The sequence below is a fragment of the Salinivibrio sp. VYel1 genome, assembly GCF_009377945.1.
Lineage (GTDB): Bacteria > Pseudomonadota > Gammaproteobacteria > Enterobacterales > Vibrionaceae > Salinivibrio > Salinivibrio siamensis.
Window position 1 is genome coordinate 525,033 of sequence record NZ_RSAM01000001.1, and the last position, 26,305, is coordinate 551,337.

A 26,305-nucleotide genomic window follows, 5' to 3' on the forward strand; every position below is an offset into this window, starting at 1 on the left:
GTTTACCTATCAAATTGTCTAATCGGTTTTTGCATCTTTAAGGTGTCGATACGGCTACGTAAATCGTTCCAAAGGCCAAGCCGGGAAGCGTTGCCTGCAAGCTCGCCTTGGCCGCGTTCTTTCATTAACCATAGTCGGCTACCATTGAAGCTATATATTGGCAGTAGATCGCGTCGTAACGACGCACGTTTAATTGTTGGATCTAAGTTATCGAGTAGCACCGGCTCGGATGATGGCGTTGGGTAATACGCAACGACCATATGAAATTGGTCGAGACGGATTGCTTTTACGTACACCAGGCGCAGTTTTTTATCATCAATGCCTAATTCGCGAAGAGAAAAATATTTTGCAATACTAAAGTCTTCACAATCACCGGCCGCTGCGCCAAGAAACTCTAAGGGCGTTGCCCAATAGTCTTTTTTTCCCCATAAGTCGATATCATCGACAAAATACAGCTGATTAAAAAAATCGTTCACTTTGCGCAGCTTTTCTTGCTCTGACACGCCTTGCGTATTTTCCACCATGTTGCGCCATGCCGTGACACGCTTACCCGCGCGTTCACCATAAAAACTCGACACTTGCCCCACCCAGCGTGACTCTTTGGTGGTCAGGCTCATCGCGCTGAGAGAGAGCAACAAACATAACCCGGCAATATGCCATTGCTTCATAAATATTTTCGCTTTAAGACTGAGGTCGACGCGTGAAGATGGTCCATGCTTTCTCGACATCCCCTTTAAAATTCAATACTTCACCACTGACTCGCCGATACTTATCGGCCGATTCACTACCATGCTTAGCGTCCGTCTCTCCTTTGGCAACCACGTCGATTCGTTGTGGTGTAATGCCACGATCGATAAGCGCACGTTTAACAGTCATTGCTCGACGATAAGAGAGCGCGTGATTGTAGGATGTCGAACCGTCCGCACTGGCGTGACCGGTTAAACGGAGCTCAGTATCAGGGTAATTCATGAGAAAGTCTGCCATAGCGTCGATATCGGTTATAGCGTCGGTCGTCACTTTTGCGGTATCGAGGGCAAAGAACACATCGATTTGTCGTGCTGATGCGGTGGGTGACGGGTGCTCGCTGGTAGGTTGAATGTAATTGGGACAGCCTTGATTATCAACGACGGCGCCGCGTGGCGTATTGGCGCATCTATCACGGGCGTTGATCACGCCATCTTGATCACTGTCGGTCACGTCATGAATTTGCTTGGCCGTAGGGGGCGGAGAGAGTGCCACCGTACATCCGGTTACGAGCACAAGAATGAGGCTCAGTCCGAATACTTTCATTCCGTTTCTCCTTCTGTCCCTTGCCACTGTTTGGGTAAGGATACTCTCAACGCTTCCAATAAATGACCGGTATTGTTGAGTAAACGATACTGTGCAAGCAAATGATCATAGTTTGCGTTTAGGTAAGCGCGCCTCGCCTCTAGTAACTCGTTTTCAGTATTTAGCAGGTCGAGTAGCGTTCGTCGTCCAATTCTAAATTGTTTTTCATACGCTTGCACTGTATCCGAAGCGGCATCAACTTGCTGCTGCAAAAGGACTTTTTGTTGATCAGTGAGCTGAAACGCACTCCAAGCTAACCGGGTGCTTTCTTCCAATTGCCGATAAGCGTTATCAAAGATATCTTTGGCTCGATTTAACTCGTAGGCGCCTCGTCGGATATCGGCTTGATCGCTACCGCCATTAAACAGTTGGTAACGCACGCGTAGCATGGCGCTAAATTCATCACTAAAATCATCCACGCCGCTGACTTCATCCGCCCAAGTTTGGCTGACTTCTAGACTGATGTTTGGGTGGTGCGCCCCTTTAAATTGTTGATACTGTGATTTTGCCGCTTCAATATCGTAACGCGCCAGCTTGAGTAGCGGGTTACGTTTGACGGCTTGTTCAAGGGCACTCTCCAGTGAGGTTGGGAGGCGAGCGTCATCAATAACGGGTTGGACAGGATTGTTTGCGGGCTCGCCAACCACGCGAAAAAATGCGGTAAAGGCATCCTCTAGGTTGGTTTCAGCGGATAACAGGTTGGCTCGGGCCCGTGCAACACGCGCTTGTACTTGGGAAAGGTCGGCCGTTGAGCCGATCCCCGTATCTGCTCGGCGACGAATATCAGACAGAATCTCCTCATGTACCGTCATATTCGCGCTAGAGAGATCTAGCACCTGCTGGGCTTTAAGTATCTCAAGATACACTTCTGCGACCTGGAGTGCTTTATCGGAGGCATCAGAACGCAGTTGAAAGCGCTGGCTCTCAGTCTCATAACGATTACGAGCAATGTTGTTGTGTGTTTGTCCATCCCACACTAATTGCCGAACGTTGAGGGTGGCATCTTTTCTCGCAAAATCGAGGTCATCTTGCGCTTGTGTTGTATCATTATCGATGCGTTCGTAGCCAATCCCCGCATTCAAATCAACGTCGGGTAGATAGTCGCCCTCACTGGCCCTTGTTCTCTCATGAAGGCTTTGTAGCTGATGAAATGCGCCACGCAACTCAGGATCCGTGGCCAGCGTTGTCACTACGGCTTGCTCAAGGGACTGGCTATGAGCCGGGGCGACTAATCCAATTGTAAGGGCGATGAACCAAAATGGTTGCCAAGGAAAGTGGTAAGCCATAAAGCCTGTTGCCTCTTTATTCGCGCAATGCTGTTTTTTGCGCGCGCGTAATGGGATTAAGTAAGTAATCCAAAACCGTGCGTTTACCCGTGATAATGTCGACGGAGGCTGTCATGCCTGGAATTATGGGTAAGCTTTTTTCTGTGCCCAAGCTGTCTTTTTCGGCACGTATTTTGGCGAGATAAAAACTGTTTCCCTCTTCGTCTTCGATGGTATCAGCACTGATGGTTTCAAGCTTGCCATCCAGTCCGCCATAGACGGTAAAATCGTAGGCGCTGAATTTGACCACGGCATTAAGGCCTGGACGTAAAAAAGCAATATCTTGAGGGGCAATTTTTGCCTCAATCAAGAGGTTATCCTCGGACGGTACGATTTCTATAATGTCCATACCTGGTTGGATGACACCGCCTACTGTGTTGACGTGCAGCTTTTTAACCGTTCCATTGACAGGCGAGGTTACGACGGTGCGTGAGACTTTATCCTGTAATCCAACACGCCCTTCAGACATTGCGGCAATTTGCTTCTCTACTTGGTTGAGTCGCTCTTGCTGGTCGGTGCGAAACGTTAATGCAACATCAATACGTTGGAAAACAGCTTCGCGCAATGAGGAGACCACGGAAGGGAGAGAAAGCTGCGCTGAGGATAACTCACGCTGAGTATCATTTAATTGGCGCTGGAGCTTGAGTAAGTCGATTTTGGGGACAACGCCTTCATCGGCAAGCGGGCGTGTGATATCGAGCTCCTCTTGCGCGAATGCTTGGCTTTGTTCGAGATTCGCGATTCGAGACTCCAATTCGACAAGCTCTTGTTCCTTTTGCCGGATTTTTTGCGCGGTCACATAGAGCTGATTTTGAATATTAGAAAGCTGTTCTTGATATCGCGCTTGTGTCTGCGTGATCAAGTTTGGGCGTGTCGTGGTAAAGACGTCCGGAAACAAGAGTGGTTGGCGCTCAAGCAGAATACTTTCTCGCCATTGCTCAAAAGGCACGGTTTCATCGACACGAATAGCGGCGAGCAACGCTTGCAGGCGCAACCTATCTGCGCGTAGACCGAGCAACTCTTGTTCTCTTTCTCGGAAATTGGCGCGAAAGAGGGTATCGTCAATGAGGATAAGCCGTTGCCCTTTATTCACTTTGTCGCCTTCTTGGACTAAGAGCGCTTTGACCAAGCCCCCCTCAAGGTTTTGCACGACTTGAAGCTGTGAAGAGGGGATCACTTTTCCTTGTCCGACGGTCACTTTATCGAGCTGTGCTTGTGATGCCCAGGCCGTGGCGACAATCAAAAATAGCACGATAGCCCATAGCAAAACGCGAGCACTTTTCGGCGTGTTGAGCAAAAGTGCGGCCGTCTTGTCATCGATGTAATCGAGGTGCTCATCTCGGGGCAAGCTCGCGCGAGATTTATCACGTATCGCCATCTGACCCCCATCGGGTGTTTCACTTCCTTCAAGCTTAGTCTATGGTGCTGATTTTTTGCAGACTTTCTCACTCTCCGAGTGGGCCAGCGCGATGAGAATATAGACCGCTCACGTCGCCAAGCCTGAGCAATGAAAAGCGTCGAGGTCATTGATCCCTGTTTCTGTCGCCACGGTAATAAATTGCACTTGTGTATCGTTAGGTACCTGCGCAAAATAGCTGAAAATAAACGAATTGGAGAAAGCAATGGAGTTGTCAGATATTCGAAGAGAATACACCCAAGGGGGATTGCGTCGTGACGATTTACCCGACGCGCCTATGGATTTATTTGGCCAGTGGTTACAACAAGCCATTGATACCCAAGTGCCTGATCCAACCGCAATGACTGTCGCCACTGTCGATGAAGATGGGCAACCTTTTCAGCGCATCGTTTTGCTTAAAGACTTTAATCAAGAGGGGTTTGTTTTTTACACCAACTTGGGGAGTCGCAAAGCGCTACATTTGAAAAAAAACAGCAAGATTAGTTTGCACTTTCCTTGGCATTTTATTGAGCGACAAGTCCATATTATGGGTGAGGCGGAGCCTCTGAGTAAAAAAGAGGTATTTAAGTATTTCACTTCCCGCCCCAAAGAAAGTCAGATCGCGGCATGGGCAAGCAAGCAAAGCGAACGCTTATCAGCACGCTCGGCGTTAGAAGGCAAGTTTTTAGAGCTGAAAAAGCAGTTCGAGAAAGGGGAAGTGCCTGTCCCTACATTCTGGGGCGGCTATCGAATCAAGCCCCAAAGTATTGAGTTTTGGCAAGGTGGCGAGCACCGCTTGCACGACCGTTTCTTATATCAGCGCCAAGAGGGTGATCGCTGGGCGATTGAGCGCCTAGCGCCGTAGCTTGTGACGCGCCTTGACGATAGCGGTGGGAGACGCCATCTCGTCCTCCCAGAATGACGGCGAGATGGCGTACGGTTGAGTTGGGGGGCTGCTTGTTTAATCTCGCAGCACCACAGACAATTGTTGGGTTAATAAGCTTTCGGGAATCGCGGAGCCAAACCCTTGCGCGAGCGCATGCTCTAATAAACCTGCTTTGGAGTCGACATCGAACTTTTCGCGTAAATGCGCAAAGTGGTTCTCAATGGTTTTGACGGACACCGACAATGTCTGTGCGATCAATTGCGGTTTCTTACCATGCAGATGAAGGAAAAGGACCTCCCGCTCTCGTGACGTCAGGTGTACCTGAGAGTTACTATGGTGATGATCGCACAAGGCTTTTTCGGGGTGGGTGACGGCACGGCACACCCAATGCCCGACTTCTAAAATAGCGGTATCACTGAGCTCCTGGCCACAGAACATGACCCCACAAATATGCCCCTTTTCATTGAACCAAGGCGTTTTGGTAAACAGGTGCGCATGCCAACGGCCATTGGCATAAGGATGAATATCGAGCACACGGAGTCGCTTGCCTGTTTTCATCACATATTGGTCTTGCGCTTGAAATTGATCGGCGCAACGCGTGGTGGGGCAGGGCATATCATGGTCGGTTTTGCCTATGCAGTCTTGCGGTTGTGTAAGGCCCATGAGGCGGCAGTATTCACTATTGGCGTAGACAAACACCGACTGAGTATCTTTGCAGCCCCAGCAACCAGGTAATTGCTCTAGCATAGACAGAGCAGGGGGAACGTGACTCATATTGCTTACCCATTCATTGTTATTATTATTGGACGCAAGCGCCCATCAAGATATAGAAAAACGGACAAGCTATTGGAGCATAAAAAAAAGCCGGCATAAAGCCGGCAAAGACAAGATTTCCCTTTCAGGACATATCCTGTACGACGTGTAGAAGAGGTTGTCGAGATACCAAGCGGATGTCTGAGGGTAAGTGACGACGCTGGTATCTGACTGCACCTAACAGTGTTAGGAACTGCTATAAACGCATTCATCGGGACAAATCGCGTTTACGGGGTTTACTATATCCAGAAGGCTAGACGTTGGGTAGGGGGGATTTGACCTATTGACATCGAATCAAGCAACTTAATATAAAGATTGTTGGTTTTCGCCCGTTCAAGCAGGCTTGATCTTTTTTAGGTTGTGTCGGTGTCTAGGGTCAAAAGCATCAAGACAAAATGGCTTACCCCCACACAAAAAACGCCGCTACGGATAGCGGCGTTTGTTTCTACCATGGTGACGAGATTAAGGGGTTTTGATATCTCGCACCACGCGGAACCCAAGGTAGTTAGCGCTGGTGTTTTCGCCTAACTCCAAACGCTCGGAAACGCGTGAGCGTTGAGGTGAAAAGTTCCACGCACCGCCACGGGCGACTGGCGTATCATTGCTCACCCACTCCCAAACATTCCCCGCGGTGTCATAAACACCGAATGGGTTAGGCGGAAAGCTTTTAACCGGTGAGGTGCGGTCGTTTGACCATACTGTGCCACTCCAGCCTGTATTGGCGTTGCCGACACCGATTTCATTGCCCCACCAGTAATCGCTTTCCGTGCCACCACGGGCGGCCACTTCCCACTCAACATCGTTTGGAAGTGCGTAGCGCTGCCCCGTTTGTTGGCTTAGCCACTTGGTGTAAGCCTCGGCATCATCTTTATTCACACAAACGACCGGAGAGTCAGCCGCTTGATCAAAGCCGGGTTGACGCCAATCTGTCTCTAGGCTTTGGTTGATCTCGCCATTCACCAGCATATTGCAGCCATTGCCTTGTTCGGCCGCGGTGACATAACCGGAGGCTGTCACAAAGGCGTCAAATTGCTCCACCGTGACGGGCGTTGCGCCCATCGCAAATGATTGCTGAATAGCCACATTTTCACGTGCATCTGGCCCTACTTTGTATTCGCCAGCGCCGATCACCACCATTTGCGGTGCTTCGAGATTATTGGCAACAGGGTCAGTGAATTTTTTACCTGGGCTTGGCGGCTGATTAGGCTGCTCTTTCAGTTTGGCCCACACCACTTGATCTTTACCGAGGTAGACTTCGCGATCATAAGGCACAAAACCAGGTTTAGTGACCGTTAAGTCATGATTGCCCACTGGCAGCATGAGTTCTACGGGCGTACTTCCGTATGACACATCATTAATGGTCACACTGTCATCGTAACGATTAGACCGTATTGTCACGTTAACCCAGCGTTTCGCCTGCTGTTTACGATTGGCTTGCTGCTGTGCTTGGGTGGTTTCAACACAGTATCTGTCTTCAAGATCAAGCAGTCGACATGCCGCCGTTTTATCAGGACGGCTTACCAGCTCCGCTTTAATACGCGTTGTGTAGTCCATGCCACCGGTAAAGCCTGCGTCAACAACTTCACTGTTAGTGACGTGGATATTAAACGCGACTTTATCGATGTTTTGCTTCACTGCATTGGATTCGGTGACCAAGTCCGTTACCTGGCCTCGGAAGTCACGAATCGCTTTTTGCATGGTCAGCGTCTCACCTTGGTTTGCGCACGCCGACAATGTCATGTTGGGCGAACAGGTCAAGCTATGGACAACTTCAATAGTGTCTTTTTGGGTGAGTTCTTTACGTAGACGTTCCGCGCGTGCTTCGCGCATGGCCTCATGTAAATTCTCAAGGGTTGTTGCCAATAGTGCTTGTTCTCGTTCAAGTTTCGCCAGTCGTTTCTTCTGCTCGATAATGGCGGACTCGTTGGCAGCTTGTGTTTGCTGGTGGTTGTTCACCTGCTGCCATGCTTGTTGGTAGGCCTGCTGATACGGGCTGATATCTGTGCTCGGATCGGCAATTAAATCCTGAAATTTCGCATCCAGCTCTGCTTTAGCATTACTGCGTTTGCGTTTCAGGTTGCTCAGCTCATCTTCTAACGTCGCGCGCTTGACCAAAAGGTCATCCAATTTCGCCTGCTGCAGAGCCAGTTCATCGTTTCGAGCCTCCAACGTATCTTCTTTATCGCGGAGTTTCTCAACCAACTCACTGACCGGATCGAGATTATCAGCGGAAGACGCGTTTTCAGCGAACGCCAACTCGGTTAGCAGTAGGGGAGGGAGCGCTAAGCATAACGCTTTTATATATTTCGTTGTCATAGTTCCCTTGCTTACGCATGTCGCAATAATAATACCTATGTCCAAAAAGTAGACTATCACGGAAACCCGCGTTGCCACGCAAACCGTGCTAATTATTTGACGGCAGTCAGCATTCTGCGACGTGATCGGTGCAACTGTGCTCATGGTTTTTATGTTTATGCGAGATTACCTTAAGCGGTGGCTTGCTTCAAATAAGATTGCGTGAAGACACGATAAAACGGAAGAATGATCAAGGTGTTGATCCCCTTTGATCGCCTCGAAACAATGATCAAGTCAGTGAGGTTTTCATCGAATAAGGTTTAAATGTTTGAATTTTATATTTTTTATCTATTTTTGTGGTGGTTTTTTTATCGCGTTACATCCGGCTTTCATCCGATCAACAAGAAATACATGAGGGATCCTTCGCATTTTTAGCGTCAAAATGACAGAGGCCGTAAAAAATGCACTACTTGATCATTGTTCCGTAAAGTTGAGAATAAGCACATAGAATCCAGTCGCACACGGGTGATAAGCGTGCCAGAATGAGGAAAAGGCACTTGAATGTTTGGCGGCAAACCCGTAATCCGCACCAAGAGGGATAGCCATGGTGGTGAAAACACCCAAAGTCTCTGAAGTGATCGCCTTGCCTCGGCAACAGCTTCACCATAGCCATGAGTACAAGCAGGTCGTGATTGGTCTGCAAGGGCAAACGGAATTCGATGTTGATGGGCGTGGCAGTCTGGTTGGCCCAGGCCAAGGCTGTTTGGTGGAGGAATCACAAGAGCATGCATTTACCGGGGTTGGACGTAATGAAATTCTGGTGATTAATCTTCCATACCAAGAATGGGTGGGGCATGCGTCCATGCATGACAACATTGCGCGTTTGTTTAGTCGCGAGCCTTACTTCCAACTCGACACTCACGCGCAAATGCTGATCAAGGCGCTGACCGCAGAGATGATCGCCAACCCGTCTGATTTGCTGCTTAGCCGCGCTTGTGCGGATACGCTGATGTGCGTGTTACATCGCCATTTCCGTGACCATGTTTCTCCGCGACGTGATGGTCACCGTTTAAACATGGATATCATTGACCGTTATATTCATCAGCACATCAGCCGCAAAATCTCGGTGGCGCAGTTAGCGGGCAGTGTTTTTCTGGCTGAAAGCCAATTCCACCAGTTATTTAAAGAGCAGGTGGGCACCACGCCACATCAATATGTGCTTGAAAAACGCTTTGCCTTAGCGAAACAACTGATTAAAGAAAGTGAATTGACCATGGCACAAATTGCCGATAGCTGCGGTTTCTCTAGCCAAAGCGGTTTCACTAATGCATTTTCTCGCTATTTTGGCCTCTCGCCTGCCAAGTTTAAGGGCTCGGTTTAAGCTTGGCCCGATGTGCTTTCGCCGTCTCAGGCATCAATAATATGCACTTCATTTGTTATGCCATTATGGCGATCGACAGCTTTATTTGTTAATCATCGGAGGATTTTGCAATAATGCCGGTGTATTTTGTAAGACCCTACTGATAGACCACGCATAGAATCGATCGCAAAGTAACAATGACGTAACATTTTTCCTGCCCGAGTTTGGGAGGACGTGAGTGAGGATACCACTATGTTCAAAGCCATCGATGCTATGCAGCCCTCGTTTATCGAGCGCCCACTAGCGCAGATCTGGTCTGAAATCTCTCCGCTGTATTGCGTTGACGAAAGCCTATGGCTTCAACAGTTAATTCCCTTAGCGGAAGCCACTGACAGTGAGCGTGAGCAAACACGTCGTCAAGCCACGCAGTTGATTGAGCAGGTGCGGGCGGATAAAAAAGCCGTTCAAATGATTGATGCGCTCTTGCTTGAGTACAGCCTGGATACCCGTGAAGGGATTTTGTTGATGTGTCTGGCTGAAGCGCTGATGCGCATCCCTGATTCGCACACCGCCGATGCACTTATCCGCGATAAACTGAGTGTTGCTGACTGGAAAGCCCATTTGCGCCACTCTGACTCCCTGTTTGTTAATGCCTCAACGTGGGGACTGATGCTCACCGGAAAAGTGGTGACCTTGGATGAAAGCACCGAAGGGAAACCAGCCTCTGTTATAAACCGTCTTGTTAACAAAATGTCCGAGCCGGTGATTCGCCAAGCCATGCATCAGGCGATGAAAATCATGGGCCACCAGTTCGTGCTTGGCCGTGATATTGATGAGGCGCAAAAGAACGGTGAAGGCCCCCGCAATAACGGCTTTACCTACTCATTCGATATGTTAGGGGAAGCGGCACTCACTCAAGAAGATGCTAAAGCCTACTTAGCGGACTACTTACAAGCCATTGAATCTGTGGGCGAAGCCAAATCTAGCTACCAAGGTCCATCGCCGTCGGTGTCGATTAAGCTGTCGGCTTTGCATCCGCGCTATGAAGCAGCTAACTACGATCGCATGATGAACGAAATGTTCGACACTGTGTTGGTACTGCTCAAGCGTGCCCGTGAAAAAGATGTGGCGATCACCATTGATGCTGAAGAAGCGGATCGTCTAGAACTCTCGCTAGCCCTATTTGAAAAGCTATATCGCGATCCTGTGGTTCAGGGCTGGGGTAAATTTGGTTTGGTGGTGCAAGCCTATTCAAAACGTGCGCTCCCTGTGATTACTTGGTTAGCGGCGTTAGCAAAAGAGCAAGGTGATGTGATCCCAATGCGCTTGGTAAAAGGGGCGTACTGGGATAGCGAGATTAAACTATGCCAGCAAGGTGGACACCATGGCTATCCGGTATTCACCCGTAAAGAGGCGACTGATGTCTCATATCTCGTCTGTGCCCGTTTTCTGTTGAGCGAGCATGTCCGCGGCCTCATTTATCCGCAATTTGCCAGTCATAACGCCCATACCATTGCCGCGATAGCCTCAATGGCATCCCATCAAGACTTTGAGTTCCAGCGCCTTCATGGCATGGGTGACGCGCTGTACAACCATGCAAAAGCCTTATTTAACACCGAGGTGCGCATTTATGCCCCAGTAGGCAGCCACAAAGACTTGCTCCCTTATTTGGTGCGTCGCTTACTGGAAAATGGCGCAAACAGCTCGTTCGTTCACCGTTTGGTCGACGCGCGTTGCCCGATTGATGATCTTATCGCCGATCCTGTCGATACATTGCGTGCCAATCAAACACTGCATAACGATCGTATCCCTCTGCCGTTAGATATCTTTGGCCCCTCACGCAAGAACTCTCAAGGCGTGGCGACCGATATCGACTCAGAATGGCAACCATTCACTGCAAGCGTTGCGCCTTTTATGGGCGCGCACCAATGGCAGGCCGGCCCCATTGTCAATGGCCAACGTCTGGCTGGTGACACGCATCCTATCGCTGCGCCTTATGATCGCGAGGAGCCTGTCGGCCAAGTTGACTGGGCGACGTCTGATCAGGTGAACAATGCACTCGATATTGCCGCGAATGCTTACCCAGAGTGGTCGAAAAAAGCGGTTAGTGAGCGTGGTAAGTACTTACTTGACCTGGCTGATAAACTCGAAGCGAATTTGGGTGAATTGGTGGCGATTTGTCATCGCGAAGCCGGTAAAACGATTCACGACAGCATTGATGAAGTGCGTGAAGCGGTCGACTTTTTGCGTTACTACCCCGAGCAGGCCAAAGCGTTGCAGGGCGAGCCGCTTTCATACACAGGCTTTGACGGCCAGATACAGTCCGTAAGCTATCAAGGTCGTGGCGTATTTACCTGTATTAGCCCGTGGAACTTCCCATTGGCTATCTTCTTGGGGCAAGTCAGTGCGGCGCTGGTAGCCGGTAATACCGTGGTGGCAAAACCGGCAGAGCAAACCTCCATTATCGCTTATCGCGCGATTGAGTTGCTACTTGAAACCGGGATCCCAGCTGGCGTTATCCAACTGCTCCCGGGCAGTGGACCTGTGGTGGGTGCGCCATTGACCGAAGACAGCCGCATTGCCGGTGTGGCATTCACAGGGTCAACGCCTACTGCTCAGCGTATCACACGTACATTGGCTGAGCGTGACGCTGATCCTGTGCCTGTGGTGGCAGAAACCGGCGGACAAAACGCCATGCTGGTAGACAGTACCGCATTACCTGAGCAAGTGGTGCGTGATGTATTGCGCTCAGCGTTTGCGTCCGCGGGTCAGCGCTGTTCAGCCCTGCGTGTTCTGTACATTCAAGAGGATATCGCAGACCGTGTGATTAGCCTGATTAAAGGCGCAATGGCTGAGTTGTCGGTGGGGCGACCAGAGCGCCTTTCTACCGATGTGGGACCGGTGATTGATCAAACCGCGAAAGACAAATTGCTTGCTCACATTGAACAAATGAAGCGCAGCGGCAAATTGGTCACCCAAGTCTCGCTCTCGTCTGAGTGTGATAAAGGCACCTTTGTCCCGCCAACGGCCTTTGAAATTCGCAGCATTGACCAGCTGAGCGAAGAGCACTTTGGTCCGATTTTGCACATTGTTCGTTATCGCGCAAACGAACTCGACAAAGTGATTGATGATATCAACCGCACTGGTTTCGGTCTGACAATGGGTGTGCATAGCCGTAATGAAACCACATGTGCTCATATTGAGCACCGAGCGCGCGTGGGTAACTGCTACGTAAACCGCGATCAAGTCGGCGCGGTAGTTGGGGTTCAGCCATTTGGTGGCCGTGGCCTGTCAGGTACCGGCCCGAAAGCGGGCGGACCACATTATCTCTACCGCTTTACACAAGCGTCAATAAACGTTCAATAAGTCGGTTGGTATCAAGATCAGGAGAAGCGTGATGGAGCAATTAAATAACGTTTTAGAGCAGTGTGACGCGGTATGGGAAGACTGGAACGATCAAACCGTTGCTGGCCGCATCACTTTATTACAGCGGTGGTCTGAAACCGTTGCCGCACGGGGCGATGACTTTGCCCAAGCGGCGAGCATGATCCGTTTTCAGTGCGACAGCGCAGAGCGGCTGCTCAACAAAGTACATGAATTACCGGGGCCAACGGGGGAAACTAACGAGCTCTATACCGCCGGGCGTGGCACCGTCGCGGTGACGGGCGATACCTCGCTGACGTCCGTTGCCTTATGTGGCCAGTTAGCCGCCGCCTTGGTCGCTGGTAATTGTGTGGTAGTGAGTGTTGAGGGCACTCACGCTGATATGGTCGACGCTGTACTGGCCGACCTCATTAAAGCCGGATGCCCAGACCGTGTGGCGGTTCGCGTTGGTATTGACGCGCTCAGCGATCTGCTGGTTCATCCGCATATCGTCGGGTTGGCAACGACAGGGGAGGACGCACATGTGCGGCATGTCAATCGCCAGCTCGCACAACGTAAGGGTGTGATTGCCACACTGGTTGCGGAAACTGACACGGCTGACTATCCCGTGATCGGCACGCCTGACTATGTGTTGCGTTTTGTGACCGAATGCACCCGAACCATAAATATCACTGCTGTAGGTGGTAATGCCACGCTTCTGGAACTCGGCAGTGGTGAACATTAACTTTCCAGAAATGGCCCCGATTGGGGCCATGTAATTGAGGGACAGATATGATAGACAATAGCTATGCCATCAGTGCAACCTTTCTGGCATATCTCATCATGATGCTTGCCATTGGTGTATATGCCTACAAACGCACATCCAACTCCGAAGACTACTTCCTCGGGGGGCGTTCTTTAGGCCCATGGCCTGCTGCATTGTCAGCGGGTGCATCAGATATGAGTGGTTGGTTGCTGCTTGGCCTTCCTGGCTATGCCTACGCTGCGGGAATGGAATCACTTTGGTTAGCAGGCGGTTTGCTGTTAGGGACTTACCTGAACTGGTTAATTTGTGCCAAACGCCTGCGTACATACAGTATTGAAGCAGATAACGCATTGACGTTACCGGAGTTTTTTGCCCGCCGTTTTGAAGATAAATCAAAACTGCTGCAAACCATCTCTGCTTTCTTCATTTTGCTTTTCTTCCTTTTCTACACCAGCTCCGGCTTGGTTGCAGGCGGCAAACTCTTCACCACGGTGTTTGGGTTTGATTACACCACTGCGGTGGTGATTGGCACCATCTGTGTTGTGTCTTACACCTTGTTCGGCGGCTTCTTGGCGGTATCTTGGACTGACTTGGTACAAGGTTTGTTGATGGCGGCAGCCCTGCTGATTGTGCCTTTCGTGATCATGGACGGGAGCATCTTTAAGCTTGGCAGCGATGTGGCGGCTGTTAACCCTGAGTTGATGACGCTCTGGCGTGATGTTGAGGGCGAGCCGCTATCTTGGATCGGCATTGTATCGCTGGCAGCATGGGGACTGGGTTACTTTGGACAGCCACATATTTTGGCACGTTTCCAAGCCACCCGTTCAAACAAAGACATCACTACCGCGCGCCGTATTGCCGTTGGTTGGTCTGCGCTGTCAATGTTTGGTGCGGTGCTTATCGGGCTGGTGGGCATTTTGTACGTACAAAACGACATGACCGGTGACCTGAAGGATGGCGAGAAAATCTTCATGCTTCTCGTTAACGCGGCATTCCATCCTGTTATCGCAGGTATCCTGCTTGCCGCCATTTTGGCTGCGATCATGAGTACCGCGGATTCACAGCTACTGGTTTCGTCGTCTGCGTTAGCGGAAGATTTCTATAAGCAAGTGTTCCGTCCTGATGCTTCTACGCAAGAAGTGGTGATGGTGGGTCGCGGCGCTGTTATCTTACTCTCGGCGATTGCGCTTGGCTTAGCGATGGATCCAGAAAGCTCAGTCCTCGGCCTCGTGTCGTATGCATGGGCGGGCTTTGGGGCTGCCTTTGGCCCAGCACTGCTGCTCAGTCTGTTCTGGCGTGACATGAACCGTAACGGTGCACTGACGGCGATATTGGTCGGCGGCGTGACAGTTGTGGTATGGAAACAGCTTTCAGGCGGCATTTTCGATTTGTATGAAATTGTTCCTGGCTTTATCTTTGCGGGATTGGGCGCGATTGTGGTGAGTAAAGCAACCGGTGGCCCAAGCGAGTCGGTATCAAAACAATACGAGTCTTATGAAAAGAGCTTAGAAACCATGGCCTAAGCCTTGGCTATAAAGCCTCTATTCAAAGCATCGTATAAAGGAGCGCATTCGCGCTCCTTTTTCTTTGGCGTTCACGTTTAGGATGGCTGTGACTCGTGTCCGCTACGTTGGCGCACACAGTTCCGTCCGTCACGCTTGGCACGGTACAAGGCTTGGTCAGCTTGCTTGAGGCCATCGACATAATCGGTAGCCTGATGATTGCCAGCCACACCAATGCTGACCGTCACTTTTAATGACGGCGCAATGTCGTCAAGGGTCAATGCCGCGATACGACGGCGTAATCCATCAAAGTAGCGATAACCATCGGCCGGTGTCCCTGCAAACAGTAACGTAAATTCCTCGCCGCCCCAGCGGGCGATATGGCTTAATTGCTCGCGTTCTTTATCTAAAAAGCTTCCGATTCGTTGGATAATCTGGTCGCCAACCAGGTGTGAATGCTGATCGTTGATGCGCTTAAAATGATCAATATCTAAAATCGCTACTTGCAAGGGCTGCCCCGACTGGTTGGCTTCATCAAAGGCCAGGTGCCAGTATTCGTCAAAGGCGCGTCGATTCGCAAGGCCGGTTAATGCATCCTCTTTCGACATACGTTCAAAATCGTCAGCTTGCGCTTGTAGCGCGTGTGTTTTCTCTTCCACCAGCGCTTTTAGCTGCGCCTCTTTTTGTTGCATTCGGCGGATTCGCCACATAAAGGCGCCGTAGGCGAGGGTGACTAAGGCCAAGAACCCCAGCGCACGTATATCTGACCGTTGCCAAAGCGAGGGGGTCACACTGAAGCGATAGCTAAGCTCATCATCACTCCAGTTGCTATAGGGGTAGCGAGCACTGACTTTAAAGGTGTAGTCACCCGGTGGTAAATTCGTATATTCGGCAATATGGTTTTCGTGACGGTAGGCCCATTCAGACTCAAAGCCCTCTAGTTGGGTGCGGTACTGGATTTGTTCTGGCATGGTATAGCCAAGCGCAGCATAGGAAAAGGAGACGCGATTGGTACCAGCAGGAGCTCTGTTGCTCGCCTCTGGGTTAATCGCTTGGCCATCAAAGTGCACGTTCTGCATCACGATCGGCAAGGGCTGGCTGAGCATCTGTGACAATCGAGCGGGTTTAACACTCGTCACGCCTTGAGCGGTGGCGAAGACAATATCGCCTGCCGCGGTTTTTGTCGCCGCAGGATTAGAGCCGCCGTTAGCCTGACTATTCAGCATGCCATCGCTTTGATCATAGTGCTCAAAGTCAATACGCGCGCGGGTTTTATCCGCCACTTGATGCGCGTGATGATAGTTGACCCGCCAGATCCCTCGGTTACTGGACAACCAAAAACTTTGGTCATCGCCTTTGATGATTTGAAAGAACTTATCAATCGGTAGGCCATGTGGTCGGCCGACTAACGCGAGTTGGCTATCAGATTGCCGATAACGGACAATACCCCGATCAGTGGCCATCCAAACGTAGCCAGGCTCGTGAAAAAAGCCAAAAACATACTGCGCTTGCTCTTGCTCGGTGAAATCGAGCGGCGTGATGGTCTCATTGATCAGATACCCGGCTCCGCTGCCGGTGCCTATCCATAGCTTGCCCGTTTCATCGAACGTTAACGACATAATATAGTTGCCGGGTAGGGCACTATTTTGACTATTGTAGTGTGCACGCTTTTGATAAACGGTTGACGAGTGCGCGGGTTGACTGCCTGGGAGAGACGAAAACGTGACCAAGCCACGTGGTGTGCCCACCCATAATGCACCATCACGTTCGACAATCGCCCTGACTTCATTGTCAGGCAATTGATCGTTCAGTGTTTCGGCGGGAGTGAGCGAGCCTTGCTCCCAATAATAGAGGCCTTGTTGATAGGTGCCTACCCAGACGCCACCTTGTGCTCGAGGCGCGAGACTGAGCACCGATATGTCGTCGGCTAATATTTTGGCATTACCTTGTACGATATCAATTTGGCTTAACCCCTCACTGGTCCCTGCCCACACCGTATTTTTATCGTCAGCGAGTACGGTGCGTACATAGTCACCGGCTAGCCCATTGTCTTTAGTCAGCGTCACAAAAGGTGCGTATCTAAGCCGCATTGCACCGCCGTTAGTGCCTATCCAAATACTGCCCTCATTGTCTTCAAACCAGGATAATATCCGGTTGTTGGGCAGGCCGCGGTGATCGTCGAGAAAATCGATATGTTGGTCTTTCATGTGAGCAATACCGTGGCTAAGGGTCCCGAACCAATAGGCGCCACGGCTGTCTTGTTCAACCATGGTAATCGCTTGGTGGAGTAGCTCACTCGCCAGTGGCGTCCAGCGACTGTTTTTATAGCGCCAAGCGCCATTTTCGGAGCCGACTAGGAGGCTCCCATCCTGACCACTCGAGACATAAAAGGCTTTGCGAAACAGGTTGTGAAAAGAGAGAGGCGTCGCGCCGTTTTGCGAAGACAGTTGGTAGACCCCTTTTTCGGTGGCCGCATAGACTTGACCATCGGCGGTCTGGGTCAAGTGATAGCTACTGAGGGTATCGATAAATGTCTGTGGGGTGGGGTCGGGTTGCGAGAGCTGTTCAGGGGCGTAGTAAGCAATCCCCATTCCCTCTACGGCTAACCATAAGCCACCTGTCTGGTCATGGAGCGCATCATTAATGAGGCTGGGGGCTGTGGGAAGGCCCTGCCACGAAAAGCCTTGTCGCATCACTAAGCTGCCTCGTGCCCCGCCGGCATAAAGTTGATTGTCAGGCCCTGTCGCCAGGGCGCGCGTCCCTGAATCTTTCATTTGTGTATCAGGGCCGCGGTCAAAGCGCACAAACTCTAAACCGTTATAACGTGCCACGCCCTCCCAAGTGGCAAACCACAAGTAGCCATCCGAGGTTTGGGCAATGGCATTGATGCTGTTATGCGGCAATCCGTTGGCAGAGGTCCAGGTTTCAATAAAATAATCAGACAATTGGTTATCCTTGGCATAACTGGGCGTGATATGCCCTGCCAAACCTAACCAACAAAAAAGCGTAATACACACGAGACGTTGGCCTAGTTGTGGGGAAATATGTCTCAGCGTGTTCCTTAAGTGCATCTTTTGTTCTTTGCTCCGATTCCGAGTAGACTGGCGATTCTATCTTAATCACGGTTTATTTCTTGGACATAATGGACAGGTTTTGACAACAAATTGAGAATGATCACACTAGCGATACAAAGATCACGCAGGCCTGACAGCTCATGATGCAATTTATGGTGATTCGCCAGCAGTTATTAGCGCAAATTGATCGCGGTTTATTGGCGCCGGACAAAAAACTCCCAGGTGAGCGCCAGCTTGCAGACACCTTTTCCACTACCCGTGTCACCTTGCGAGAGGCACTTGCAGTGCTTGAGGCGGAAGGACGCATATATCGGCGAGAGCGACGTGGCTGGTTTGTGGCGCCCACCCCTTGTGCGTATGATCCCAGCCAACTCGTCGATTGGCAGCACAATTTCTCTCAACACGGTGGCCAATTTGCTTGGTTATCGCAAAAGACGCCCATGGCGTCGGCGTCGGTGAGTGATCAGATGCAATTGCCTCCATTTGCTCAGGTCTTCGAGGGAGAGGGACTGATTCAGATCGCACAGCTCCCTGTTGGCTTTGTGCGTACGTATCTCCATCCTGATTATTTCCCCAGCATCTGGCAAACTGGCGACCAAGCAACGTTGTTAAACACGCCAGCCGATGCGGATGTGTATTGGTCGAGCACATGGGAAGCGCTAGACAGTGAGCGTGCTAGTGTATTGGCCGTGCCTGCTGGTACGCCAGTGTTAATGGTGACCCGAGAGTGGCACATCCAGCACGCCCACGGGGGCCAGACTATCCGGATTGATACGGAGTGGTGGCGGCAGCATGCGGTGACACTCTGTGGTTGCTCAGCGCGTGATGCTCAGGCTGGCCCTGTGAAAAAACGAGAGTAAGTCTTCACTTTTAAACAGCCGAGTCACCAAAGGGTGCACCGTAGTGGGTACATTGGGGTTGGGGTTAAAGTGGATGGTACGCATCTCGGCATTGATCCCCGCTTGTATGCCCTTATTGGTGTCATCGATGAACACACACTGGGCAGTGGGGCATGCCATATTCATCGCAGCGTAGTGAAGAAGATCCGGGGCCGGCTTCCAGCTGTTAGTATCAAAGGCACTGAATAAGCGATGCTCAAAATAGGACAACAGCTTGGTGAGTTGAAGTGCATGGGCCATTTTTTCTACGGGGCTATTTGATGCGACACAAACATCAATCCCTTGCTGTTCAAGCGCCTGTAAGACGGTTTCAATGCCCTTTACTGGCGCTAACTCAGCCTCGAAATACTGACGACATAAGTGTCGAAAACGTGGCTCGAGTTGATCAATAGGAATATGTGCGCCGCTTCGCTCGCAGGTTTGCTGAAGGACATCGGTCAGTTTTCCGCCCTCAAAATGATCGAGCGAGTCTTGCAGGTCAACACGCACACCAAAGGTAGAGAAGGTTTCTACCAAGGCTTGGTGGGATAATCTCTCTGAGTCAACTAAGGTTCCCTCGCAATCAAAAATGACGCAATGAATGGGGGGATCAAATGGATGTTGCGGCATAGGTGCTCCCTTCAATCTCTCTTTGTATCCTTGGACGAGAAAAAAAAATCAACAAGTCAGTGACACGGGAAATGCCAACTGTGTCTTGCATTCTTGCCTTTTTCGTTATCAAAATTAGTCAGGGATCGACTTTTCATTAGCAAGGACAAAACCGATGCGTTATCAACATCAATGGTTAAAGGGTGGGGCGATCGATTTGCCCGTTGGACAGGTGGTGTGTGTAGGACGTAATTATGCTGCCCATGCGCGGGAGCTTAACAATCCTATTCCGGACGAACCTGTGCTGTTTATGAAACCGCCGAGTGCAATCCAACCTCTGGATGACAAGCTGGCGATAGTGGCGTCATTTGCCCCCGTTCACTACGAGACCGAGTTGGCGGTGCTAATCACCAAACCTTTATTTCATGCCACTAAACAAGCCGTTGAAGACGCCTTGGGCGGGATGACACTGGCGCTGGACTTGACCCGTCGTGAAACGCAAAGCCGCTTAAAACAAAAAGGACTGCCTTGGGAGCGGGCAAAAGCATTTGCGGGGAGCGCAGCGGTTGGACGTTTTGTGTCGGTGCCTGATGATTGGCGTGAGGTCGCCTTTTCATTGTCTATCAATGGCGAGATGCGGCAGCAGGGAAATAGCGCGACCATGTTAATGCCCGTGATCACGCTTATTCAGCATATAAGCCAAACATTTTGGTTGAGCCCAGGCGACATTGTGTTGACGGGCACCCCTGAAGGGGTTGGTGTGCTGGAAAACAGCGACCTTTTATCGCTGTCGCTTGAGGGACAACACCTTGCCCAAACCCAGGTAGTAGTTCAGTCTGATGAGGCTTTTACCCAAGGAAAGAGTGCTTGACGCTCTTCGTGGGTCAGTGCTGAAACACGGGCAATGTTACGCGCGGGGATCTGTTCTGGGTCTTGGCCATAATGGGCGAGCGCGCGCGACATACTGGCCTCACGGATTAAGTGAAAGCATGGATAGGGTGAGCGATTGGTCAAATTCTCGCTATCTTCAGGGGTGCAGCCTTCAAAACAGTAGTCGGGATGAAAACTGGCAACTTGGAAAACTCCCCGCCAGTGGTAGTGGTCAATCATCGCCTCGGTAGCATCGACTAAGTCGAGGTAGTGATCAAAATCAGCGAGTGCGTTGGGCACCACGACCACCGTGGTATCATTGATGGCAGGATCGGTGTGATCAAGATGGACTAAAGCCTGATAAATCGCGGTTAAAATCTCGGTATCATCTTGGGCGTCACAAATATCAATATGAATTTGTTGTTTGCGACGGGGCTTAGCAGCGAAAGGGCAAAGATTTAGCCCGATCACCACGTCATCTAGCCACGTGTTCATCTGTGTTACGACTTTGTTCATCGAGTTCTCGTTTAAATGTCGCCTGCAGGCGTAGCGGTGATTATTGTTGTGGTTGTGACTGGTACGCCTTGGTGCCCCAAAGAGGAACCGTGGACAAGCTATGCTTAAAGCTGCCAGATGTTTCTTTGGTTGAGTAAGAGAGATACATCAAGGTCTGATTTTTCACATCGAAGATCCGACGAATCTTCATCGACTTGAAGAAAATACTTTTCGATTTTCTAAATACCACTTCGCCCGATGCGCTTTTATCGATATTGGCAATCATCTCGGGCGTAATCTCCCCAGTTTGACGACAAGATATAGCGCTATCACTGGGATCAGAAAAGCTTAAGTCCGCTTCGACAGAGGCGACATGGCACGTTACCCCGCTCACCACAGGATCGACAAGATGGTTAAGCTTGATGTCTTTCATGGTAAACATCCCTAGGCTTACGTCGCCAACTTCATCGTTGTCACAACCAGCCAGCGCCGCGGCTAGCGCGACTACAAATAGCATTTTTTTCATCATCAAAGCCCTTGTTTATCCGTGGCGGGAGTGTATCACAGCCTAGACGGGAGGAGGAAAAGTGTGCGTTGACCAAGAAGGCCGATGATTGTTGGTCGCCGACAAAAAGATGTAAGTCAATGGCAGGCTGTTCGCTATTACTCGCGAAACTGCGCATCTCCGTCTTGACCTGCTAGGGATTTAGGCTCGAACGTCATTAATACTTGGGCGGCATCGCAGTAGCTGCCGGTATCGGCGAACTTTTTTCGGGCTGCAGCAATTTTACGCTCGGCAATGCGCCTAACGTCTTGCGCGTTAGCTTGATTACTAAACGTCATTTGCTGGTTAATCATTTCTTGTCCAAACGTCGATTTGCAAATAGCCTCGTTCTTTCCCGTCAACAGCTGCTCGGCGTTTGATGTATCTTCCGTGTTAGCGTGAGCAAAAATACTCATAAAGAGCGTAAAGACCAAAAATGTTCTCGTCATGCTTCTGACTTCCTATGCTATTTGTTTTAATCTTAGCATTAAGCCGCGACGTCGCCCAATGGCGACGTCGAAACAAGATAAGTGTTTGGGGAAGAGGGGCTTAGGCAGAGATGTCACTTTCGATTGTCGCTTGGCTTGGCTGAGTCTTTGTTACGAAACGCCACTTCTTTACCTCAGAAAGATACCCCAGCGCCGACAGCCAAATGAGTGAGTAAGCGACTAATTCGGTACTTTCTTCCGCAATATTTTTCACATCTCGCACGTAGTTGGCGCCCATCGCTTGTTCCCATAACTCGCCCATACCAAATAAGCGCGAATACACGAGTAATAGCGCTAACGCGATCATTAAAACCGTGCTGTGTCTTGAATGGATTGCGTGCGCAAGGCTAGTGAGGGTCTCTCGCCAGTGTTTCAAAGCGGGCCAAATGGCGAGCCCCGTTACAATGAGTGCCGGTACTTTCCAAAAACCATGCATCACCACATCAAGTGTGGCATCCAGTTCTCGGATCATTAATACCAAGAAAAAGGCACTCATAAGCCCGGCAGCGTGGTGAAGGGATTGACTGAACTTAGCGACACGACGAAACGCAAATACCGTCGCGGCGAGTAGCCCCAGCTGGGACAGCTCAATCAATGATGATTCGGAAGCAACGTTGTGAGAAGCCACACTGTAATGAACAATGCCTGCAATACCAGCGAAGTAAAGGGCGATTATAAAAAATTGTCCGGCGCCTTTAAGCACCGTACGCGCAGCACATGAAGACCGTGGTAATGTCATATTATCCTCAATTCGATAAAACGATCTGCCCGTCCGTAGCAGGTGTCACCACCCTATGTGTGACCCTTATCCCAAAAATGTCATTTGGATTGATAGTACGGTGAGCTTCATTAAACTGCAATAATTTATGTGATCGATGTCACTATATGTTCAGGGAGGCGTCAGGATTGTGAGCATTTGTTCGTCAGGCGTCTCGTTAGGTCGACGCGTTGTCAATAAATTTACACTGTAAATAGAAAATGGGCGAAAGTGGCAAACATCAATGGCGAAAATGAGCAGATAGCTATACCTATGAAATTCAACATTTTAATTGTGTTTTGATAGACAGGCGTAGACAATAAAGTCTGATATTTTAGATAGAGGTATACTCATGTCCACGCTCTCTGCTCGTTGCCTATGCGGCGGTGTCCGTCTTACATTACCTGACACTTTCCTTTATATGGGAAACTGCCATTGCTCTGAATGTCGAAAGTTTACTGGTTCAGACTATTCATCAGTCGGCGGCATAGAGGCAGACAAAGTCTCGGTCACGGCTGGCCAAACGCATATTCGTTATTATGAGAAGAGCGCAGAAACGGTGCTTGCTTTTTGTGGGCAATGTGGGTCGAGCCTTTTCTCTCATAAAATCAATAAGGGGGTGTTCAATATTCGTCTGGGAATTTTGGATACCGCCCCACAATCGGCGCCAAATTTTCATATTCACACGGCGTCGAAGGCACCATGGCATACGCCTAATGAGGCATTAAAACAGTTTGAACATGGGCCGGATTAATTTGGTCGTGTTATGCATCTGCTGCTCCGCCCCCTTATCCTGGCTGATACGGACTTGGTGTTCCAGTTTGAACAACAAAACCGTGCTTATTTTGAAACCTATATTGAATCGCGCGGTGAGGCGTTTTATCGCCAAGCAGGCGTTTATGACCACATCTGCGAATTACTTGCCTTACATCAGAAAGGACAACACGTACCTATGTTGATCACGGATGCCGAGGGCCAGCTTTTGGGACGGGTTAATATCAGCCAAATTGATGCGGTATCTTCATCAGGTTCGTTAGGGTATCGCATTGCAGAGCAACATACCGGGAAGGGGGTTGCCTCTCGAGCGGTAAAGTATGCGTTAGAGATCGCGCGCGAGCACGGACTTGTGACACTCAACGCCATGGCATCTACGACCAACATTGCATCACAAACGGTGTTAGAGCGGAATGGGTTTAACCTATGCGATAAAAAATTCAACGTGGCACACGTGGCTGGCGAAGTGATTGACTGTCTTTGTTACCGGAACACATTATCCAGTGTTTGAGTGATGAGCAAGCGACCTTGAGGTGATGAGTTAATCTCCATTATTCACTCGGTTGCTTATTTGGTGCCAATAAAACAGGCTAACGACTAGCGTTGGGACCAAGTTCAATGCCATCATTACGTGGAATGAATTCACACATATGGCGGCATTTGATAATCCGCCCTGATGACCTATAAGGAAACATAATGGCTGATTTGAACGGACTAAGCTTGTATCACAAAGAGCACTGCCCATTTTGCCATAAAGTGCGTGCAGTCATGACAGAGCTCAAGTTAGATATTCCGCTGGTGGATATGAACGCTAGCGCCGAAGAATGGCAACGACTACAGACCGAAGGCGGCAAAGGTATGGTGCCTTGTCTGCGTATTGACCAAGGCGGCGAAACACAGTGGATGTATGAATCGGACGACATTATTGAATACTTGCGTGACAACTTCGCGTAATTGAACCAGATGCTGGTTACGAGGGTCGCAGTTATTGATGCGACCTTCTTTTTAAGCATTATTACCTGTATGCCTGCCTCTCCGCCTTCTTCAACGCCCTGTGCACTGTGTCAGCACTCAAAGCCGCTGACCTTCCATCACTTGATCCCCAAAACTTGTCATAACAACAAATGGTTCACCAAGCGCTTTTCCCGACCCTACATGCGTGAGCACGGTATTTGGGTATGTCGGCCTTGCCATGCTTTTATTCATCGCCAATTCAGTGAAAAACACCTGGGTCGCGTATTACACAGCCTCGACCTTTTACTCGCTGAGCCTGTGATCCAAGACTATGTGACTTGGGCTCGAAAACAGCGAGGTTAAATCATGCCCGCTCGATTCGATTGCGGCCGTTTTCTTTTGCGAGATAGAGCGCGGTATCGGCACGTTGAATGATCCTGTCTTGTGTATCACCCGCCGAGAAGCCCGTATAACCGATACTGATGGTACAGCGTATGGTTTGTCCGTCGACGTGAATTTCTTCGCCATGTACGCGCTCGACCAAGCGCTTTAGTACAACCTCAGCACCACTCAAATCCGTTTCAGGAAGCAAACAGAGAAATTCCTCTCCGCCCCAGCGACCGTATATGTCATTAGTCCGTGATTCTTCCCGCACAATATTGCCGAAGCGTTGTAAGGCGATATCGCCTGCCCGATGACCAAAGGTGTCATTTAAGCGTTTGAAGTTATCGAAGTCTACGATCGCCAGCGTCAAGGGGTTGTTGTACCGTTCGCAGCGTGCCAGCTCTTGAACGAGAGCGTTGCTGAGGTAATGGCGATTATAAAGCTGCGTTAATGAGTCAGTATTCGCTTGTATTTCAAGCAATTGTTGCGCTTGTTCGAGAGCTTCCCAATCTCGTAGACGCGCCAGCTCGTGGCCGACCCATTCGGCAAAGAGTCGTACCAGTTCATAGTCTTGCGAAGTAAAGGGGCGAGTGGGTTCAGGGCTTGAAAAATTTAACGTGCCATAGCGCTCGCCATCAATAAAAATGGGGGCGCCAATATAAGCTTCTAAACCAAAATGTTGGTAACAGGGGTGTGAGCGGATATCACTGTTGCCAACATGATGAAAGCCTTTGACCTCATTGGCTTGATAGACATGACTGCAATAGGTGGTTTGTAAATCAAATACCTGGCCGGCTTGGAGCGCACATTCGGGATGAATGGCTTGTTGGACGGTATAGCGTTGACCGACGATTTGGCTAAGAATGCCAATGGGTAGCCCGAAGTGTTTGCAACCCAGTGATAAAATACGCTCCACGCGTTTGCTGAAGTCAAGATTGCGCGCCGAGGTAATGGAATGCAGTTGACTAAGGGCTGATTCCACTTCAACGCGCGTGCTGATATCTTGGATAAAGGCCACGTACATAATAACTTCTTGGTTATCATCGCACACTGGACCACCGTGAGTTTCTCCTAGAAACACATGACCATCGGCGGTTTTGTATCTTACCACGTAAGCATTGTGATAGTAGGGCTCCGCCTCGGGGTTGAAGCGTTCACGCCCCTTAGTATCGAAGTCTTCTTGCTCGGCGTATAACACTCGCGTGCTGGTGTTTTTCACAGTCTCCAGCGCACAACCAAACAGGGCTTCTGCTTCGGGGTTTAAAAACTGGATGCGCCGTTGCATATCGGCTATTACAACGGCGGTATCTAGATTACGAAACAGCGAGGGCAGTATCGTCTCAACGTCTTTATGATGTTCAATTGCCTTGCTCACGACTGGGCTCTATACGTCTGCCGGAAATAGCTTAAGCGTAGTACAAAACCCAGTGCCTGCTCATATTA

The 26,305-nt window shown here is 50.0% G+C and carries 24 protein-coding genes; 11 read left to right on the forward strand and 13 right to left on the reverse strand.

Going from position 1 to position 26,305, the window contains the following annotated elements:
• Nucleotides 1-2: 2 nt before the first annotated feature.
• Genes EHW58_RS02280 through EHW58_RS02295 form a run of 4 tightly spaced genes read right to left on the reverse strand, consistent with a single transcriptional unit; the run spans nucleotide 3 to nucleotide 4,032 of the window.
• Complete coding sequence (locus EHW58_RS02280) at nucleotides 3-668, reverse strand: transglutaminase-like cysteine peptidase (protein ID WP_046075590.1); 666 nt, start codon at nucleotides 666-668, stop codon at nucleotides 3-5.
• Between the two features lie 13 nt (nucleotides 669-681).
• The gene (locus EHW58_RS02285; protein WP_077639311.1) at nucleotides 682-1,290 is read right to left on the reverse strand and encodes an OmpA family protein; all 609 of its coding nucleotides are present in this window, start codon (nucleotides 1,288-1,290) and stop codon (nucleotides 682-684) included.
• Complete coding sequence (locus EHW58_RS02290; RefSeq protein ID WP_152794418.1) at nucleotides 1,287-2,615, reverse strand: TolC family outer membrane protein; 1,329 nt, start codon at nucleotides 2,613-2,615, stop codon at nucleotides 1,287-1,289. Before EHW58_RS02290 ends, EHW58_RS02285 begins: the two co-directional genes overlap by 4 nt.
• Nucleotides 2,616-2,631: 16 nt before the next feature.
• Nucleotides 2,632-4,032, reverse strand: coding sequence for an HlyD family type I secretion periplasmic adaptor subunit (locus EHW58_RS02295; protein ID WP_152794420.1), 1,401 nt, complete (start codon nucleotides 4,030-4,032; stop codon nucleotides 2,632-2,634).
• A 244-nt stretch (nucleotides 4,033-4,276) separates the two neighbouring features.
• Here EHW58_RS02295 and pdxH point away from each other — a divergent pair, with 244 nt between their 5' ends.
• Nucleotides 4,277-4,915 (forward strand): pyridoxamine 5'-phosphate oxidase, encoded by a 639-nt coding sequence (pdxH, locus tag EHW58_RS02300; RefSeq protein WP_046075586.1) that lies wholly within the window; start codon nucleotides 4,277-4,279, stop codon nucleotides 4,913-4,915.
• 96 nt (nucleotides 4,916-5,011) lie between these two features.
• Here the strand turns inward: pdxH and EHW58_RS02305 are convergent, their stop codons facing one another.
• On the reverse strand, nucleotides 5,012-5,710 hold the full coding sequence (locus EHW58_RS02305) for a PAS domain-containing protein (RefSeq protein WP_152794423.1): 699 nt from the start codon (nucleotides 5,708-5,710) through the stop codon (nucleotides 5,012-5,014).
• A gap of 501 nt (nucleotides 5,711-6,211) precedes the next feature.
• Nucleotides 6,212-8,065 (reverse strand): SUMF1/EgtB/PvdO family nonheme iron enzyme, encoded by a 1,854-nt coding sequence (locus EHW58_RS02310; RefSeq protein WP_152794426.1) that lies wholly within the window; start codon nucleotides 8,063-8,065, stop codon nucleotides 6,212-6,214.
• Nucleotides 8,066-8,648: 583 nt separating this feature from the next.
• Here EHW58_RS02310 and EHW58_RS02315 point away from each other — a divergent pair.
• The 4 genes from EHW58_RS02315 to putP all read left to right on the forward strand — a co-directional run bounded on the left by EHW58_RS02315 (nucleotide 8,649) and on the right by putP (nucleotide 15,056).
• Complete coding sequence (locus EHW58_RS02315; protein ID WP_077579437.1) at nucleotides 8,649-9,425, forward strand: AraC family transcriptional regulator; 777 nt, start codon at nucleotides 8,649-8,651, stop codon at nucleotides 9,423-9,425.
• A gap of 231 nt (nucleotides 9,426-9,656) precedes the next feature.
• Nucleotides 9,657-12,770 carry a bifunctional proline dehydrogenase/L-glutamate gamma-semialdehyde dehydrogenase PutA gene (gene putA, locus EHW58_RS02320; protein ID WP_152794429.1) on the forward strand — a complete coding sequence of 1,038 codons (3,114 nt, stop codon included), beginning with the start codon at nucleotides 9,657-9,659 and terminating at the stop codon, nucleotides 12,768-12,770.
• A gap of 31 nt (nucleotides 12,771-12,801) precedes the next feature.
• Nucleotides 12,802-13,512, forward strand: a complete 711-nt coding sequence (locus tag EHW58_RS02325) for an aldehyde dehydrogenase family protein (RefSeq protein ID WP_152794432.1) — start codon at nucleotides 12,802-12,804, stop codon at nucleotides 13,510-13,512.
• 47 nt (nucleotides 13,513-13,559) lie between these two features.
• Entirely contained in the window at nucleotides 13,560-15,056 is a 1,497-nt protein-coding gene (gene putP / locus EHW58_RS02330) for a sodium/proline symporter PutP (protein ID WP_152794435.1), read from the forward strand.
• A gap of 77 nt (nucleotides 15,057-15,133) precedes the next feature.
• Here putP and EHW58_RS02335 read toward each other — a convergent pair whose 3' ends face one another.
• Nucleotides 15,134-17,980: a two-component regulator propeller domain-containing protein gene (locus tag EHW58_RS02335; RefSeq protein ID WP_194163196.1), complete on the reverse strand. Its 2,847-nt coding sequence runs from the start codon at nucleotides 17,978-17,980 to the stop codon at nucleotides 15,134-15,136.
• A 269-nt stretch (nucleotides 17,981-18,249) separates the two neighbouring features.
• Between EHW58_RS02335 and EHW58_RS02340 the strand changes: the two genes are divergently transcribed.
• Nucleotides 18,250-18,969: a GntR family transcriptional regulator gene (locus EHW58_RS02340; protein WP_152794441.1), complete on the forward strand. Its 720-nt coding sequence runs from the start codon at nucleotides 18,250-18,252 to the stop codon at nucleotides 18,967-18,969.
• Here EHW58_RS02340 and EHW58_RS02345 read toward each other — a convergent pair.
• On the reverse strand, nucleotides 18,925-19,617 hold the full coding sequence (locus tag EHW58_RS02345) for an HAD-IA family hydrolase (RefSeq protein WP_152794444.1): 693 nt from the start codon (nucleotides 19,615-19,617) through the stop codon (nucleotides 18,925-18,927). The two genes, EHW58_RS02340 and EHW58_RS02345, sit on opposite strands and share 45 nt — an antisense overlap.
• A 154-nt stretch (nucleotides 19,618-19,771) precedes the next feature.
• Between EHW58_RS02345 and EHW58_RS02350 the strand changes: the two genes are divergently transcribed.
• Nucleotides 19,772-20,467 carry a fumarylacetoacetate hydrolase family protein gene (locus EHW58_RS02350; protein WP_152794447.1) on the forward strand — a complete coding sequence of 232 codons (696 nt, stop codon included), beginning with the start codon at nucleotides 19,772-19,774 and terminating at the stop codon, nucleotides 20,465-20,467.
• Here the strand turns inward: EHW58_RS02350 and EHW58_RS02355 are convergent.
• From EHW58_RS02355 to EHW58_RS02370, 4 genes are all read right to left on the reverse strand, one after another.
• The gene (locus tag EHW58_RS02355; protein ID WP_152794449.1) at nucleotides 20,428-20,982 is read right to left on the reverse strand and encodes a DUF1415 domain-containing protein; all 555 of its coding nucleotides are present in this window, start codon (nucleotides 20,980-20,982) and stop codon (nucleotides 20,428-20,430) included. The two genes, EHW58_RS02350 and EHW58_RS02355, sit on opposite strands and share 40 nt — an antisense overlap.
• 40 nt (nucleotides 20,983-21,022) lie before the next feature.
• On the reverse strand, nucleotides 21,023-21,478 hold the full coding sequence (locus tag EHW58_RS02360) for a CreA family protein (RefSeq protein WP_370517811.1): 456 nt from the start codon (nucleotides 21,476-21,478) through the stop codon (nucleotides 21,023-21,025).
• Between the two features lie 146 nt (nucleotides 21,479-21,624).
• On the reverse strand, nucleotides 21,625-21,954 hold the full coding sequence (locus EHW58_RS02365) for a hypothetical protein (RefSeq protein WP_152794451.1): 330 nt from the start codon (nucleotides 21,952-21,954) through the stop codon (nucleotides 21,625-21,627).
• Nucleotides 21,955-22,054: 100 nt separating this feature from the next.
• On the reverse strand, nucleotides 22,055-22,732 hold the full coding sequence (locus EHW58_RS02370) for a hypothetical protein (RefSeq protein ID WP_152794454.1): 678 nt from the start codon (nucleotides 22,730-22,732) through the stop codon (nucleotides 22,055-22,057).
• Nucleotides 22,733-23,102: 370 nt separating this feature from the next.
• Here EHW58_RS02370 and EHW58_RS02375 point away from each other — a divergent pair, with 370 nt between their 5' ends.
• From EHW58_RS02375 to EHW58_RS02390, 4 genes are all read left to right on the forward strand, one after another.
• Nucleotides 23,103-23,504: a GFA family protein gene (locus tag EHW58_RS02375; protein WP_077520382.1), complete on the forward strand. Its 402-nt coding sequence runs from the start codon at nucleotides 23,103-23,105 to the stop codon at nucleotides 23,502-23,504.
• Nucleotides 23,505-23,516: 12 nt separating this feature from the next.
• Entirely contained in the window at nucleotides 23,517-24,035 is a 519-nt protein-coding gene (locus EHW58_RS02380; RefSeq protein WP_152794456.1) for a GNAT family N-acetyltransferase, read from the forward strand.
• Nucleotides 24,036-24,220: 185 nt separating this feature from the next.
• A complete protein-coding gene (locus EHW58_RS02385) occupies nucleotides 24,221-24,478 on the forward strand; it encodes a glutathione S-transferase N-terminal domain-containing protein (RefSeq protein ID WP_152794459.1) in 258 nt (85 codons plus the stop codon).
• A gap of 9 nt (nucleotides 24,479-24,487) precedes the next feature.
• On the forward strand, nucleotides 24,488-24,841 hold the full coding sequence (locus EHW58_RS02390; protein WP_152794462.1) for a hypothetical protein: 354 nt from the start codon (nucleotides 24,488-24,490) through the stop codon (nucleotides 24,839-24,841).
• A 1-nt stretch (nucleotide 24,842) separates the two neighbouring features.
• Here the strand turns inward: EHW58_RS02390 and EHW58_RS02395 are convergent, their stop codons facing one another.
• A complete protein-coding gene (locus tag EHW58_RS02395) occupies nucleotides 24,843-26,237 on the reverse strand; it encodes a diguanylate cyclase (protein WP_370517812.1) in 1,395 nt (464 codons plus the stop codon).
• Between the last annotated feature and the right edge of the window lie 68 nt (nucleotides 26,238-26,305).

Excerpts from the sequence above, each read along its gene's own strand:
- EHW58_RS02385 (WP_152794459.1), top strand. The coding sequence starts at position 24,221 with ATGGCTGATTTGAACGGACTAAGCTTGTATCACAAAGAGCACTGCCCA.
- EHW58_RS02390 (WP_152794462.1), top strand. The coding sequence starts at position 24,488 with ATGCTGGTTACGAGGGTCGCAGTTATTGATGCGACCTTCTTTTTAAGC.
- EHW58_RS02345 (WP_152794444.1), bottom strand. The coding sequence starts at position 19,617 with ATGCCGCAACATCCATTTGATCCCCCCATTCATTGCGTCATTTTTGAT.
- EHW58_RS02380 (WP_152794456.1), top strand. The coding sequence starts at position 23,517 with ATGCATCTGCTGCTCCGCCCCCTTATCCTGGCTGATACGGACTTGGTG.
- EHW58_RS02280 (WP_046075590.1), bottom strand. The coding sequence starts at position 668 with ATGAAGCAATGGCATATTGCCGGGTTATGTTTGTTGCTCTCTCTCAGC.
- EHW58_RS02350 (WP_152794447.1), top strand. The coding sequence starts at position 19,772 with ATGCGTTATCAACATCAATGGTTAAAGGGTGGGGCGATCGATTTGCCC.
- EHW58_RS02355 (WP_152794449.1), bottom strand. The coding sequence starts at position 20,982 with ATGAACAAAGTCGTAACACAGATGAACACGTGGCTAGATGACGTGGTG.
- pdxH (WP_046075586.1), top strand. The coding sequence starts at position 4,277 with ATGGAGTTGTCAGATATTCGAAGAGAATACACCCAAGGGGGATTGCGT.
- EHW58_RS02285 (WP_077639311.1), bottom strand. The coding sequence starts at position 1,290 with ATGAAAGTATTCGGACTGAGCCTCATTCTTGTGCTCGTAACCGGATGT.
- EHW58_RS02305 (WP_152794423.1), bottom strand. The coding sequence starts at position 5,710 with ATGAGTCACGTTCCCCCTGCTCTGTCTATGCTAGAGCAATTACCTGGT.
- EHW58_RS02315 (WP_077579437.1), top strand. The coding sequence starts at position 8,649 with ATGGTGGTGAAAACACCCAAAGTCTCTGAAGTGATCGCCTTGCCTCGG.
- putA (WP_152794429.1), top strand. The coding sequence starts at position 9,657 with ATGTTCAAAGCCATCGATGCTATGCAGCCCTCGTTTATCGAGCGCCCA.
- EHW58_RS02290 (WP_152794418.1), bottom strand. The coding sequence starts at position 2,615 with ATGGCTTACCACTTTCCTTGGCAACCATTTTGGTTCATCGCCCTTACA.
- EHW58_RS02375 (WP_077520382.1), top strand. The coding sequence starts at position 23,103 with ATGTCCACGCTCTCTGCTCGTTGCCTATGCGGCGGTGTCCGTCTTACA.
- putP (WP_152794435.1), top strand. The coding sequence starts at position 13,560 with ATGATAGACAATAGCTATGCCATCAGTGCAACCTTTCTGGCATATCTC.
- EHW58_RS02370 (WP_152794454.1), bottom strand. The coding sequence starts at position 22,732 with ATGACATTACCACGGTCTTCATGTGCTGCGCGTACGGTGCTTAAAGGC.
- EHW58_RS02340 (WP_152794441.1), top strand. The coding sequence starts at position 18,250 with ATGATGCAATTTATGGTGATTCGCCAGCAGTTATTAGCGCAAATTGAT.
- EHW58_RS02365 (WP_152794451.1), bottom strand. The coding sequence starts at position 21,954 with ATGACGAGAACATTTTTGGTCTTTACGCTCTTTATGAGTATTTTTGCT.
- EHW58_RS02295 (WP_152794420.1), bottom strand. The coding sequence starts at position 4,032 with ATGGCGATACGTGATAAATCTCGCGCGAGCTTGCCCCGAGATGAGCAC.
- EHW58_RS02325 (WP_152794432.1), top strand. The coding sequence starts at position 12,802 with ATGGAGCAATTAAATAACGTTTTAGAGCAGTGTGACGCGGTATGGGAA.
- EHW58_RS02360 (WP_370517811.1), bottom strand. The coding sequence starts at position 21,478 with ATGCTATTTGTAGTCGCGCTAGCCGCGGCGCTGGCTGGTTGTGACAAC.
- EHW58_RS02310 (WP_152794426.1), bottom strand. The coding sequence starts at position 8,065 with ATGACAACGAAATATATAAAAGCGTTATGCTTAGCGCTCCCTCCCCTA.